Annotated in this window: 10 protein-coding genes; 4 read left to right on the top strand and 6 right to left on the bottom strand. The window is 64.5% G+C overall.

The features are described 5' to 3' along the window. Positions 1-14 precede the first annotated feature (14 nt). On the bottom strand, positions 15-1,391 hold the full coding sequence (gene hutF / locus OKW20_RS25670; RefSeq protein ID WP_429176726.1) for a formimidoylglutamate deiminase: 1,377 nt from the start codon (positions 1,389-1,391) through the stop codon (positions 15-17). 136 nt (positions 1,392-1,527) lie between these two features. Here hutF and hutC point away from each other — a divergent pair, with 136 nt between their 5' ends. Beyond that, on the top strand, positions 1,528-2,271 hold the full coding sequence (gene hutC, locus OKW20_RS25665; protein ID WP_429176724.1) for a histidine utilization repressor: 744 nt from the start codon (positions 1,528-1,530) through the stop codon (positions 2,269-2,271). A 115-nt stretch (positions 2,272-2,386) separates the two neighbouring features. Then, entirely contained in the window at positions 2,387-5,311 is a 2,925-nt protein-coding gene (locus OKW20_RS25660) for an aminotransferase (RefSeq protein WP_429176721.1), read from the top strand. Positions 5,312-5,410: 99 nt separating this feature from the next. On the opposite strand, the gene OKW20_RS25655 is transcribed toward OKW20_RS25660, so the two are convergent. Together OKW20_RS25655 and OKW20_RS25650 are read right to left on the bottom strand one after the other, a co-directional pair. Continuing rightward, the gene (locus OKW20_RS25655) at positions 5,411-6,433 is read right to left on the bottom strand and encodes an amino acid ABC transporter substrate-binding protein (RefSeq protein ID WP_043617447.1); all 1,023 of its coding nucleotides are present in this window, start codon (positions 6,431-6,433) and stop codon (positions 5,411-5,413) included. A gap of 105 nt (positions 6,434-6,538) precedes the next feature. Continuing rightward, positions 6,539-9,595 carry an aminotransferase class III-fold pyridoxal phosphate-dependent enzyme gene (locus OKW20_RS25650; protein ID WP_429176718.1) on the bottom strand — a complete coding sequence of 1,019 codons (3,057 nt, stop codon included), beginning with the start codon at positions 9,593-9,595 and terminating at the stop codon, positions 6,539-6,541. 126 nt (positions 9,596-9,721) lie between these two features. Between OKW20_RS25650 and OKW20_RS25645 the strand changes: the two genes are divergently transcribed. Further along, a complete protein-coding gene (locus OKW20_RS25645; RefSeq protein WP_043617453.1) occupies positions 9,722-10,156 on the top strand; it encodes an Lrp/AsnC family transcriptional regulator in 435 nt (144 codons plus the stop codon). A 24-nt stretch (positions 10,157-10,180) separates the two neighbouring features. Here OKW20_RS25645 and OKW20_RS25640 read toward each other — a convergent pair whose 3' ends face one another. Further along, positions 10,181-11,119 carry an AraC family transcriptional regulator gene (locus tag OKW20_RS25640; RefSeq protein ID WP_429176715.1) on the bottom strand — a complete coding sequence of 313 codons (939 nt, stop codon included), beginning with the start codon at positions 11,117-11,119 and terminating at the stop codon, positions 10,181-10,183. 217 nt (positions 11,120-11,336) lie between these two features. Here OKW20_RS25640 and OKW20_RS25635 point away from each other — a divergent pair, with 217 nt between their 5' ends. Further along, entirely contained in the window at positions 11,337-12,389 is a 1,053-nt protein-coding gene (locus OKW20_RS25635; RefSeq protein WP_043617458.1) for an NAD(P)-dependent alcohol dehydrogenase, read from the top strand. A gap of 64 nt (positions 12,390-12,453) precedes the next feature. Here OKW20_RS25635 and OKW20_RS25630 read toward each other — a convergent pair whose 3' ends face one another. Together OKW20_RS25630 and OKW20_RS25625 are read right to left on the bottom strand one after the other, a co-directional pair. Continuing rightward, on the bottom strand, positions 12,454-12,918 hold the full coding sequence (locus OKW20_RS25630; protein WP_043617461.1) for an Lrp/AsnC ligand binding domain-containing protein: 465 nt from the start codon (positions 12,916-12,918) through the stop codon (positions 12,454-12,456). Positions 12,919-12,937: 19 nt separating this feature from the next. Next, positions 12,938-14,101, bottom strand: coding sequence for a M20 aminoacylase family protein (locus tag OKW20_RS25625; RefSeq protein WP_043617464.1), 1,164 nt, complete (start codon positions 14,099-14,101; stop codon positions 12,938-12,940). Positions 14,102-14,145 lie beyond the last annotated feature (44 nt).

The following is a 14,145-nucleotide window of genomic DNA, read 5'->3' as shown; positions in this document are numbered from 1 at the left end:
TTTGGCTTTGACGATTACTTCAGTTTCATCAGCACCCGCGCGAAGGCGCGGTCGATATCGTCCTCCCGGTCGTGGCGTCCGTTCCGGATCTTCCACGCGCCCGCGACCATGACGTCGCGGACAGTCTCGCCGCCGAGCGCAAAGAGCCAGCGGTCGAGGATCTGGTTGTCGGTGGCGGCGGCGATGTAGGGATTGCTGCCGTCGAGCACGACGAAATCGGCGCGCGCGCCGACGGTGATGCCGGCCTCCTTCTGACCGGCGGCCTGGGCGCCGCCCTTGAGCGCCGCGTCGAAGATGGTTCGGCCGATCGAGGCGCCCGGCCCGGTGGCCAGCCGGTTGCGGCGGCGGTCGCGCAGACGCTGGCCGTATTCGAGCAGCCGCAGTTCCTCGGCAACGCTGGTCGCCACATGGCTGTCGGTGCCGACGCCGAAGGTGCCGCCCTCGGCCATGAACTCGACCGCGGGGAAGATGCCGTCACCGAGATTGGCTTCGGTTGCCGGGCAGAGGCCGGCAACGGCGCCGGAGCGGGCGAGGCGCTGGCGTTCGCTTTCCGTCAGGTGCGTCGCGTGGATCGCGCACCAGCGCTGATTGACCGGCATTTCGTCGAGCAGCCACTCGACGGGCCGACGGCCGCTCCAGGCGAGGCTGTCTTCGACTTCCTTGGTCTGCTCGGCGACGTGGATGTGGATCGGGCCGGAAACGGGCGCTGCGTCAAGGATCGTGCGCATTTCCGCAGGCGTCGCCGCGCGCAGCGAATGGATGGCGTAACCGAGCGTATGGCCCTCTCCGCGGCAGAGTGGCTCCAGGCGCTGGAGAAGCGCGAGGAAGCGATCGGGATCGTGCAGGAACGGGCGCTGGCCGGGATTGGGGTCGACACCGCCGAAATTGGCGTGGGCGTAGAAGACAGGCAGATGGGTGAGGCCGATCCCGGTCGTGCGGGCGGCTGAAAGAATGCGCAGCGACATCTCGGCCGGGTCGGCATAGGGGGTGCCATCGGCCTGGTGGTGCAGGTAGTGGAATTCGGCGACGTGTCCGAAACCGCCCTTCAGCATTTCCATATAGAGCTTGGCGGCGATCGCTTCGACATCGTCAGGGTTTACCAGCCCGACGGTGCGATACATTTCCTCGCGCCAGGTCCAGAAGCTGTCGTCGCCGCTGCCCGCCACTTCGGCAAGGCCGGCCATGGCGCGCTGGAAGGCGTGGGAGTGAAGGTTGGCGATCGCCGGGATCAGCGGGCCGGCCGTGCGCTCGTCGCTGCCAGCGGCGGCGCTGCCGGTTTCGATCACTGCGATGCGACCGGAAGCGTCGAGCGAAATCGCGACGTTTTCGGCCCAGCCGCCGGGCAGGAGAGCCCGTTCTGCAAAGATCCGGTTGACGGGAAAAGTTGCCATGTGCATTTTCCTGTACGTAGTTGTATATGGAACTATAGATATTTTACGCTGGCGCGCAAGCGTGAAATGAACGAAAAGATTCGAGGGCGAATGCGCATGATTTGTTCGGTGGCGCGGAAAGGCGGGGGTTGAGTTGATGACGGCACTGGGAAAACGGAACGAGACAATCGCTTTCGAAGACGGCCCGATGCCGCGCTACGAGGCGGTCAAGCAGTTCATCCGCAGCCGCATCGAGAGCGGCGAATGGCCCGCCCATCATCGCATCCCCTCGGAAAACGAGATCGTCGCCGACCTCGGCGTCAGCCGCATGACCGCCAACCGGGCGCTGAGGGAACTGGCAACCGAAGGCGCGATCACGCGGGTACAGGGCGTCGGTTCTTTCGTCGCCGCGCACAAGGGCAGCACCGCGCTGCTCGAAGTCCGCAACATTGCCGACGAGATCCACGAACGTGGCCACGCCCATACGTCGTTGATGACGCTGCTCAAGGAAGAGGTCGCGACGCCTGAAATCGGCTATGCGCTCGGGCTTGCCACCGGCGCCCGCGTCTTCCATTCGATCATGGTGCATTCGGAAAACGGCCTGCCGATCCAGATCGAGGATCGTTTCGTCAATCCGGCGATCTGCCCGCGCTATCTGGAACAGGATTTCCAGGCGATGACGCCGAACGCCTACCTGACGGCGATGGCACCGATCACCCGCACCGAGCAGATCGTCGAGGCGGTGGCGCCGCAGCTCTGGGAATGCAAGCTGCTCGGCATCGACCGCAACGAACCGTGCCTGATGATCCGGCGCCGCACCTGGTCGGACGCCGGCAATGTGACGACGGCGCGGCTGCTCTATCCCGGCACGCGCTATCGGCTGGAAGGCATGTCGCAGTAGGCTGCGGGTGGGTGTAAACGGGAAACCGCACATCTTTTCCTTGATCCCGCTCTAATCTCGACAACATTCCGGTCGATTCGGAGGATCGACCGCCGAAGGGGAGGATGACGAGACCATGGTTGAGGACGCGCTGAAGCTTCGCACCGAGCTCCCGAGACCCGATGTCGGAGCCGAGGAGGCGCGTTCGCTGCTCGCCGAACACTATGGTCTGTCGGGCACGATCAGCGAACTCGGCAGCCAGCAGGACCGCAACTACCGCCTCGACACGGGCGAGCGGCGTTATGTGCTGAAAATCTGCCGGGCGGAATACGAGCCGCTGGAACTGGAAGCGCAGAACGCGGCCTTGCGGCATCTCGGCAACCGTCTGCCGACCGCACGCGTTGCGGAAGTCGTGCCCTCTCTCAAGGGCGAGACGATCGAGAGCGTCGCCGTCCGCGGCGCGGATTATCGCATTCGCCTGCTCAGCTATCTCGAAGGCGAACCGCTCACCCGGCGCAAACATCTGTCGCGCGAAGCCGTGGCTGCCCTCGGCGGCCTGGCGGGCCAGCTCGCGTCGGCACTGGAGGACTTCGAGCATCCGGGGCTCGAGCGGGAGCTGCAATGGGATCTGAGGCGCGCCGGCCCCGTCGTCCTGCATCTGCTTACAGATATGGTGGACCAGCAGCGCAAGAAGCGCATCGCTGAAGTCATGGTCGGCGCTATGCGGCGGCTGCAGCCGCTCACCCCTGGCCTCAGAACCCAGGCGATCCACCATGACGTCACCGATGACAACGTCGTCAGCCGGCCCGACGCGGCCGGCCGGGCGATGCCGGACGGCGTCATCGATTTCGGCGACATCCTCAATGGTTGGCTGGTCGCCGAACTTGCCGTCACCTGCGCCTCGCTGCTGCATCATGCGGATGGCGACCCCTGGTTCATCCTGCCCGCGGTCAAAGCGTTTCATGCGGCATGCCCGTTGACCGAGGTGGAGCTGAAGGCGCTTTGGCCGCTGATCGTCGCGCGCGCTGCGGTGCTGGTCGCAAGCTCCGAACACCAGCTCTCTCGCGAGCCCGACAACGCTTACGTCGAAGGCAATGCCGCGCATGAGCGGGAGATCTTCGAGGTCGCCTCGTCGGTGCCTTCGGCGTTGATGGAGCACGCCATTCTTTCAGCCGTCGGCTTCGCGCCGGTCTCGGCCCGGGTGACCGGTGAGAGCCTGATCCCGGGGCTCGGCCCCACGGACGTGCGCCAGATCGACCTCTCGATCCTGAGCCCGCTTTTGCCGGAGGAGCGCTGGCAGCACCAGGGATTGCCGATCTCGCTGCTGCAGCACGCCGCGCACGCAATCGGCATCGCGACGACGCGCTACGGCGAATACCGGATGACGGAGACCCAGCTGCGGTCACCGAAGCCCGATGCCACCTTTGCCTTGCATGTCGATATCTGCCTGGAGGCCGGGCGCGAGATTGTCGCTCCCTTTGCCGCTCGTATCGTCCGGCAGGATGGATTGCTGGTGCTCGAAGGGGCCGAAGTGAGCCTGTTTCTCGAGGGCGTGGAAGCCGGGGCCGATCTGGAGGACACGATCGTTGCCGGTGCCGTGCTCGGCGTCGTCTCCGGCGAACAGAAGTCCTACGGCCTGATCCGTGTCCAGCTTTGCCGCGAGCATGGTCTCGTGCCGCCGCTTTTCGTCGTGCCGCATCAGGCGGCGGCGTGGAAGCACCTGTGCCCGTCACCGGCCGGCATCCTCGGCTTCGAATGCGATGGGCCCGAGCCGCACAGCGAGACACTGCTCGCCCGCCGCCAGCAGCACTTCGCCCGGCCGCAGAAGAACTATTACCGGCAACCGCCGCAGATCGAGCGCGGCTGGAAGGACCATTTGTTCGATATCGAGGGCCGCAGCTATCTCGACATGGTCAACAACGTCACCATTCTCGGCCACGGGCATCCCCGGCTTGCCGCCGCGGTCGGGAGGCAATGGTCGCTGCTCAACACCAATTCGCGCTTCCACTATGCCTCCGTCGCCGAATTCTCGACGCGGCTTGCAGCCCTCGCACCGGATGGGCTCGACACGGTGTTTCTGGTCAACAGCGGCTCGGAGGCGAGCGACCTGGCGCTGCGGCTTGCCTGGGCCTATTCCGGCGCGCGTAATGTCGTGAGCCTGCTCGAGGCCTATCACGGCTGGACGGTCGCGAGCGATGCGGTGTCGACCTCGATCGCCGACAATCCGCAGGCGCTCGAAACGCGCCCGGCCTGGGTGCATCCGGTCACCGCGCCCAATACCTATCGCGGCGAATTCCGCGGCGCCGACACGACCGACAGCTATGTGCGCTCCGTCGTCAAGAAGCTGACCGAGCTGGACGCGGCGGATGAGAAGCTCGCAGGCTTCATATGCGAGCCGGTCTACGGCAACGCCGGCGGCATTCCCTTGCCGAAGGGCTATCTCGACGCTGTTTATGCGATGGTGCGGGCGCGTGGTGGCGTTTGCATCGCCGACGAGGTGCAGGTCGGCTACGGCCGGCTCGGCGATTATTTCTGGGGCTTCGAGGAGCAGGGTGTCGTGCCCGATATCATCACGGTCGCCAAGGGCATGGGCAACGGACATCCGCTTGGTGCCGTTATCACCCGCCGCGAGATCGCCGATGCGCTGGAGAAGGAGGGATACTTCTTCTCGTCCTCGGGCGGCAGCCCGGTGAGCTCCGTCGTCGGGCAGGTGGTGCTCGATATCCTGACTGAGGAACGGCTGCCGGAAAACGCACAGGTGGTCGGCGGCTATCTGAAAGCGCGGCTCGAAGCGCTCGGGCAGCGTTTCCCGCTGATCGGCGCGGTGCACGGCATGGGGCTCTATCTCGGCGTCGAATTCGTTCGCGATCGGGAGACCCTGTTGCCGGCAACCGAAGAGACGGCGGCGATCTGCGACCGCCTGCTCGATCTCGGCGTCATCATGCAGCCGACCGGCGATCATCTCAACGTGCTGAAAATCAAGCCGCCGCTCTGCTTGTCGCGCGAGAGCGCCGACTTCTTCGCCGACATGCTGGGCCGCGTGCTGGAAGAAGGCTGGTAAAAGCGAAAACGCCGCGGGGAGGGCCGCGGCGTCTCGTTGGCGCTTTTCCTTGGGTCTAGCAATTCCGAACGGAGACTTGCCGGAATTGCCCCTTGCGGATCAGCGTGCCGGCGGGGCGTACATCAGGCCGCCCTGGCTCCAGAGTTTGTTGAGACCGCGATCGATCTTCAGCGGGCTGTCCTTGCCGAGGTGGCGTTCGAAGACTTCGCCATAGTTGCCGACGGCGGAAACCACATGGTAGGCCCACTTCGGATCGAGGCCGAGCGACTTGCCCGCTTCGTTCTCAATGCCGAGGAAGCGCTTCTGGGCGGTCGTGCCGCTTTCGATGAGCTTGGCGGCATTGTCCTTGGTGATGCCGAGTTCTTCCGCCTCGGTCAGTGCGAACAGCGTCCAGCGCACGATCTTGAACCACTGATCGTCGCCCTGGCGGACAGCCGGACCGAGCGGCTCCTTGGAGATGACTTCCGGCAGAACGACGAAACGATCGGGGTCGTTCAGCGTCAGGCGCTGGGCGTAGAGCGCCGAAGCGTCGGTCGAGTAGACGTCGCAGCGCGCGGTGTTGAAAGCCTGGATCGTCTGGTCGGCCTTCTCGAAGGCGACGACCTGGTATTGGATGTTGTTGGCGCCGAAATAGTCGGCCATGTTCTGCTCGGTCGTCGTGCCGGTCTCGGTGCAGACGGATGCGCCGGAGAGTTCCTTGACGCTCTTCACGCCGAGGTCGTTGCGCACCATGAAGGCCTGGCCGTCATAGTAGTTGACGCCGACGAAGCTCATGCCGAGATCGGTGTCGCGCGACAGCGTCCAGGTGGTCTGGCGCGAAAGCAGGTCCGCCTCGCCGGACTGCAAAGCGGTGAAGCGCTCCTTGGTCGAGAGCGGCACGTATTTCACCTTGTCGGGATTGCCAAGCGCTGCAGCGGCCACTGCGCGGCAGAAATCGATGTCGAAGCCGGTCCATTCGCCCTTGTCGTTGGGCGCGGAAAAGCCGAGCACGCCCTGGCTGACGCCGCAGCGAAGCTCGCCGCGTTCCTTGATGACGTCGAGCATGCCGGCGTTGGCGGCGGTGCCGGCAAGAAACGCCGCGCTCGCCAATGCCAGAACTCCAAGTTTCACTCCGAGTTTCATTTCCTGTTCTCCTCTTCTCTTGTTTTAGGACATGCGTCTTCGTTGCCGGGATGCGTGTCGTGCACCCGGTCATTGCATCTGGTTGTTCTGCTGTTCGACCCGGCCTTAGCCGAGCGTCCTTGCGACGTCCGCGAAGGTCTCTTCGAGCACGGCGAGCAGGTGATCGGCATCGCGTTTCGAGAAGATCATCGGCGGGCGCATTTTCAAGATGTTGTCATGCGGACCTTCTGTGCCCATCAGCACGCCACGGCGGCGGGCGCCGTTGGAGACGGCGCGGGCGAATTCGGTTGCCGGCGCCTTGGTCTTGCGATCGGTCACGAGTTCGATGCCGAGGAACAGGCCCATGCCGCGCACGTCGCCGATGACCTCGTAACGCGCCTGCATGGCGCGGAAAGCGTCGATCAGATAGTTGCCGACCGAAAGCGCATTGCCGCGCAGGTCCTGCCCCTCGATCACGTCGAGCACGGCGAGGCCGACGGCGCAGGAGACCGGGTTACCGCCGAAGGTGTTGAAGTACTCCATGCCGTTGTTGAAGCTGTCGGTGACTTCGCGGGTCGTGACGACGGCTGCGAGCGGATGGCCGTCGCCGATCGGCTTGCCCATGGTGACGATGTCAGGCACGACGCCTTGGGTCTCGAAGGCCCACCAATGGCTGCCGACGCGGCCGAAGCCGACCTGCACCTCGTCGGCGATGCAGACGCCGCCGGCTTCGCGCACGAGGCGATAGACTTCCTTGAGGTACCCCTCCGGCAGGAACACCTGGCCCGCGACGCTCGGGATCGACTCCGCGATGAAGAAGCCCGGACCTTCGCCCTTGGCCTTCATCGCCTGGATCAGCTCGGCGACGCTTTCGGCGAAGCGCTTGCCGTGTTCCTCGGCCGGCCACTCCGCCGGCGCATGGTAGCTGTCGGGAATGGTCGCGACATGCACATGCGGCTTGGGTCCCTTGCCGCCCTTGCGGCGGAACTTGTAGGGGCTGATGTCGATCAGCTCCTGGGTCGTACCGTGATAGGACCAGTCGAGTGTGATGGCATTCTCGCGACCGGTATGAGCACGCATCAGCCTGAGCGCCAGGCTGTTGGCTTCCGAGCCGCTGTTGACGAAACCGGCGACCGTCAATTCCTTCGGCAGCGTCGCCGTCAGCCGCTCGGCATAGGCGACGATGTTGTCGTGCAGGTAGCGGGTGTTGGTGTTGAGGATCGCCGCCTGCTTGGCCATCGCCTCGACGACAGCCGGATGGGCGTGACCGATGTGGCAGACATTGTTGAAGCAATCGAGATAGGCGCGGCCGCTATCGTCTATCAGCCAGACGCCTTCGCCGCGCACGAACTTGATCGGCTTGTCGTAGGAGATCGAAAGGTTCGGCAGGAGCAATTCCTTGCGGCGCTTGACGATCTCCTCGTGCGAGCGGCCCTTCTTCTCGTAGAATTCCTCGGCAATGCCGGCAAAGGTGCGCGCATCCGGGAAGAGTTCGGCCCAGACATCGAGAAACTGCGGTTCGCCGACGCCGAGGATTTCGGTCGCCGTCAGGCTGGTGTCGGTCGAAAGCTGGAGATGCAGGTGCGGCGCCCAGCCGCCGTTTTCCTTCGGGGCGCCCATCTCGCCGACCAGCGCGCCGGCCTCCAGCCGGTCGCCGGCCTTGATGCGTCCCATCGCTTCGTGCGCCATATGACCCCAGAGCGTGACGAAGGGCGGGCAGCCCTCGGGCTCGTGGCGAAGGGCTATCAGGCAGCCGTAGCCGAGCGGGTCTTTCTCGATCTCGACGCTAACGACGGTGGCGGCAAGCGGGGTGTAGAGCCTGGTGCCGGCAGCCATGAACAGGTCTAGCCCGAGATGGCGGGTGCGACGGGTGTGGTCGATGAAGCGCGAGACGAACATCTCGCCGGCATAGACCGTCCGTTCTTCGCCAAAGGGGCCGATGCCGAGTTCGACGCCGTGCGCGCGGCAATAGTCTTCCCAGATCGCCTGGGCTTCATTGGGTTGTTCGGCTGCCGACTTCACGGTCATCGGATGCTGCGGGTCGCCATAGGGAACGAGCGCTGCGGGGTAGGTGGCGGCCGGACGTGCGAGCAGCGGCTTCAGCGCCTTGCGGTTCTCGCGGATCCAGGCGGCGACGGCACGGGCGCCCGGAGTTGCCTCGAAGCCGCAGGCATGCCGCAGGATGGCGGTCGCGAAACGCGGGTTCATCCGGTCGAGCTTGCGCAGCAGCGTCCAGGCCGGGCGTTCGCTGATCGCCAGATAGGGATTGTCCTCGGTGTGGGCGCGGCGGGACGCCGAGATCGTCACCGACGTGACGAGGCGCATGGCGATGAGATCGAAGAGCAGGTCGATCTCTTCTTCCGCCAGCGGATATTCGCCATGGAAGCCGCGGGCGATCGCGGCGGCAGCGCCGATCGGATCGGGATGGTCGAGCCCGGCATAGGCAGCAGCGATCGCCACCTCGGCGATAACAGGCGCATGCAGCGCGTCGCCGAAGTCGATCAGGCCGGAAATGGTGTCGTGGTCGCCTTTATCGACCAGCACATTCCAGTCGTTGGCGTCGTTGTGGATGACGGCGGCACGAAAGGTTGCAAGGCGCGGCGCCACGGACTTTTCGAAGCGGACAAGGAAGCGCTCGAGCAGCGCGCGGTCTTCGGCGGAAGCGACGTGATGCAGCCGGTCGGCCGAACGGCCGGCGTGGCGGATGTCCCAGTCGAGGTCGCGCAGCGCGCCCGGATGCATGAAACCTTTCAGCGATGCGTCGAAGCGGCCGAGCATCTGCCCGAGCGACTGGAGCGCCGCATCGCTGCGTCCGGTTTCGGCAAGCGGCAGGCCCTCGACCCAGCTGACGAGCCGCAGGCGGTGGGTGACGCCGCCCGCACTGGTGGTCGAAGCAAGGCTCGCGCCCGACAGCGTCGGCCGGATATGCGGCACCGGCAGGTCGGCGGCATGGGTGCCGACGTGGCTGAGCAGTGCGGTCTGGAAATCGCTTTCGACCTCGGGCTCGGCGCCATTGACGATCTTCAGAATGGAGATGCTGCCGTCCTCAGCCTCGACCTTGAAGTTCTGGTCGCGTTCACTGGCCAGCAGCGAGAGCGTGCCGGAGAGGCCGTAATGCTCCTTCAGCAAGGCGGCTGCCGCTTCGGTCGAAAAGTCGGGCGTGGTCTTCAGCATATCGTTCATGGGGATCCTCATCTCGGTGAGAAGATTTGCATGAGCGGCGAGGGGATGCATCCGGCAATATGCCGGTTGCACCGGCACTATGTTTATAATAACCGTCATCTTGTCGGCGAGCACGGAGGAGGGGACATGCAGGACATCGACGCGATCGACCGCACCATCCTCAGCATCCTGTCGCAGGAGGCACGGATCCCGATGAAGTCGCTGGCAGGCCGGATCGGGCTCTCCCGGAGTGCGACGACCGAGCGGGTCACGCGACTGGAAAAGGCTGGCGTCATTCGCGGCTATCGCGCCGACATCGGGCAACTGGACGAGGGCACGATCCAGGCCTTCCTGCTGGTGACCCTGAAGCGCACGCCATCGATCGGCGTGCTCGACCGGCTCGCCGGTTTCTCCACCGTACGCAAGGTGTCCTCCGTCAGCGGCCAGCTGGATTTGGTCGTCGAGGTCGAGGTTGGCTCGATCAATGCGCTCAATGAGCTTCGCAATGAAGTGGCGACGATGGACAATGTCGAGGACCTGACGACGTCCATCGTGCTGAGAAGAGATATCGAGCGGAGCTGATCCGCAGCGGAACTAGGGGCTCGGTCAGCCCTCGCTCAGCATCTCCGCCTGCGGCGCAAGCCGTTCGAGCAGCGAGCGGCGGACCCGGCCAATATCGCGCATCGGTGGCTCGCCAAAATGGCGGGCATATTCGCGGCTGAACTGCGACTGGCTTTCATAGCCCACCTGATGGCCGGCATCGCCGGCGTCAAGGCTTTCCTCCAGCATCAGCCGCCGCGCCTCCTGCAGCCGAAGCTGCTTCTGGTATTGCAGCGGGCTCATGGCGGTGATCGCCTTGAAGTGATGGTGCAGCGACGAGACGCTCATGGAAACACGGTTGGCGAGATCGTCGATCCGGAGCGGCCGCGAATAGTGTTCCTTCAGCCAGGCGACAGCGCGGCCGACCTGGTGCGGCTGACTGTCGGTCGTCGCCATCTGCCTGAGCCGGTGGCCATGCGGGCCGGTCAGGAGCCGATAGAGGATCTCCTGTTCGATCAGGGGCAGGAGTGCCGGGATATCGTCCGGCCGTTCGAGCAGGCGCAAGAGCCGAAGGGCCGCATCTTCGAGTTCGCCTGTGATCTTGCTGACGCTCATGCCGCGCACGGAGGCGGCGGGTGCCGGCAGCTGCGACAGGGACGCAAGCAGCGCCTGGATCTTGCCCGGGTCGAGCGTGAAGGCCATGCTGAGATAGGGCTCGTTTGCGGAGGCCTGGCAGACCTGGGACAGAACCGGCAGGTCGATCGACGTCAGCAGATAATCCGAGGCGCCGTAGATCAGCGTCTCTTCGCCGAGCACCACGCGCTTTGCTCCTTGCACGATGATCGCCAGGCTCGGCCGGTAGGCGGAGCAGTTGACCGGGGCATCGCCGCCGTGGCGGTGCAGGCTCAGGCCGGCAATCTGCGTCATGTGATCACCGTCGGTTTTGGCAAACCGGGCAATGACGTCGATCATCTCGGGACGGGCAGTCTGTCGCGTGGCTGTCATAATCTCAGGTCTTTCCAGCGGCTTAGCGTTGCATGCGGCAACGCTCAGATAGGGTCTCGACGTGCCATCTCCAGGATGTCGCTGTCAATCTTGTAGGATCGTGCAAAAACTTTGCAGGATCGCTCTAACGCTTGCAGCGCCCGCACCCTCATAGTCCTGATGCGTCAGGCCGGGCTCCCTCCGGACCTGCACCCTTTCCCAAAATGAGGACAGACTGATGGCCATTGCAAGAGGATATGCGGCGACCGATGCGTCGAAGCCGCTGACGCCCTTCACCTTCGAACGCCGCGAACCGCGCGACGACGACGTGGTGATCGAGATCAAGTATTGCGGCGTCTGCCACTCCGACATCCACCAGGCCCGCAACGAATGGGGCAACTCGGCTTTCCCGATGGTCCCAGGCCACGAGATCGTCGGCATCGTCACGGCGGTCGGCTCCAAGGTCACCAAGTTCAAGGTGGGCGACCGCGCCGGCGTCGGCTGCTTCGTCGATTCCTGCACCACCTGCGCCACCCGCGACCTTGACCTGGAACACTATATGCCGGGCCTGGTCGTGACCTATAACGGCGTCGAAGCCGACGGCAAGACGCCGACGCAGGGCGGCTATTCCGACAGCATCGTCGTCAAGGAAGGTTACGTTCTGTCGATCCCGGAGAACTTGCCGCTCGACGCCGCGGCTCCGCTTTTGTGCGCCGGCATCACGCTCTATTCGCCGCTGCGCCACTGGAAGGCCGGGCCTGGCAAGAAGGTCGCGATCGTCGGCATGGGCGGTCTCGGCCATATGGGCGTCAAGCTGGCGCATGCCATGGGCGCGGATGTCACCGTTCTCAGCCAGACGCTCTCCAAGAAGGAAGACGGGCTGAAGCTCGGCGCCGACCACTACTACGCCACCAACGACCCCGAGACCTTCAAGGCGCTGGCAGGCACCTTCGACCTGATCATCTGCACGGTTGCGGCCGAGATCGACTGGAACGCCTATGTCAGCCTGCTGAAGGTCGATGGCGATTTCGTGCTGGTCGGGATTCCTGAGAACGCCGTGCCGGTGCACGCCTTCTCGCTGGTGCCGGCGCGCCGCAGCATTTCCGGCTCGATGATCGGTTCGATCAAGGAAACCCAGGAGATGCTCGACTTCTGTGGCGAGCACGGCATCGTTTCGGAAATCGAAACGATCCGCATCCAAGAGATCAACGAGGCCTATGAACGCGTCGTCAAGAGCGACGTGCGCTACCGCTTCGTGATCGACATGGCGTCGTTGACGGACGCTGCCTAAGTTGAAAAACAGACGGCTCGGGATCTGCGCAGATCCCGGGCCGTTTTTTGTTTGCGGCAGAGGCTTACACCAGCGGCAGAGGCCCGTCGTTCTTGATCTCTTCCATGACGGCATAGGTGCGGGTTTCCTTGACGCCGGGCAGAGTCCAGAGCACCTGGCCGAGGAAGTTGCGGTAGGCGGCCATGTCCTCGAACCGCGTCTTGACGAGATAGTCGAAGCCGCCGGCCACCATGTGACATTCGAGCACGGACGGCGCCTGTTTGACGGCGGCGGCGAACTGGTCGAAGACGTCGGGTGTCGTCTTGTCGAGCATGACCTCGATGAAGACCAGCAGGCCGAAGCCGAGTTTCTGCGGGTCCAGTCTCGCGCCGAAGCCCGAGACGTAACCTTCCTTCAACAGCCGCCGCAGCCTTTCGCTGGTCGCGGTCGGCGACAGGCCGATGCGATCGGCCAGCTCCAGATTGGTGATGCGGCCGTCCGCCTGGAGGATGTTGAGAATTCGTCGGTCAATCTTGTCGATCTGATGCATGGAGCCTCCCACCCGTGCTTCAGGCGGCAAGTCGCGTTTCCGCGAGCTTCACCCAGTAGGAAATGCCGTGCGGGATCGCGTCGTCGTTGAAATCGTAGGCAGGGTGATGCAGCCCGGCCGTGTCGCCATTGCCCATGAAGATAAAGGCGCCGGGACGGGCAAGCAGCATGTAGGAGAAGTCCTCGCCGCCCATCATCGGATCGAGCGACGGCTGGATATTGCCGGCGCCGGCAATTTCGGCTGCTGCCTGCAAGGCATAGCCGGTCTCGTCGGCATGGTTCACCGTCACCGGGTAGTTGCGGTTGTAGGCGACCTGGACGGTCGCGCCGTAGATCTGGGCAACGCCCTCGGCAATCGTGCGGATGCGGCTTTCGCCGATCTCGCGCACCTCGGGCATCAGGGTGCGCACGGTGCCGCCGAGCACGGCTTCCTCTGGTATGACGTTGTGGGCGAAACCGGCATTGAACTTGGTGACGGAGACGACGACGGAGGCGAGCGGGTCGACGGTGCGCGACGCGATCGTCTGCAGGGCGGTCACGATCTGGGTGCCGACGACGATCGGGTCGATCGTCTTGTGCGGTTGGGCGGCATGGCCGCCACGGCCCTTGATGGTGATGGTGAACTCGTCGGTCGAAGCCATGATCGGGCCGACGCGGCTGCCGAACTGGCCGACGGGCATGCCCGGCATGTTGTGCATGCCGTAGACTTCGGCGATGGCGAAGCGCTCCATCATGCCGTCCTTGACCATCTCGTTACCGCCGCCGCCGCCTTCTTCGGCGGGCTGGAAGATCACCGCGACCTGGCCGGCGAAGTTGCGGGTCTCGGCGAGATACTTCGCCGCGCCGAGAAGCATGGCCGTGTGGCCGTCGTGGCCGCAGGCATGCATCTTGCCGGACGTCTCGGACGCCCAGTCCTTGCCGCTCGTCTCGGTGATCGGCAGCGCGTCCATGTCGGCGCGCAGGCCGATGGTGCGGCCCGCGCCGAGATTGCCGCGGATGAGGCCGACGACGCCGGTGCGGCCAAGCCCCGTCACGATTTCGTCAACGCCGAACTCCTTCAGTTTCTTTTCGACGAAGGCTGCCGTATTTTCGACCGCGAACAGGAGCTCCGGATTCCTGTGCAGGTGGCGCCGCCATTCGGTGACTTCATTCTGGAGCTCGGCGGCACGGTTGAGTATCGGCATCGTTTCGTCCTGTCGGTCTGTTCGATCACTAATTGTATCTGCGT

Source organism: Ensifer sp. LBL (assembly GCF_050435225.1).
Taxonomy (GTDB): Bacteria; Pseudomonadota; Alphaproteobacteria; order Rhizobiales; family Rhizobiaceae; genus Ensifer.
This window is presented reverse-complemented; position numbering and strand designations above follow the sequence as displayed.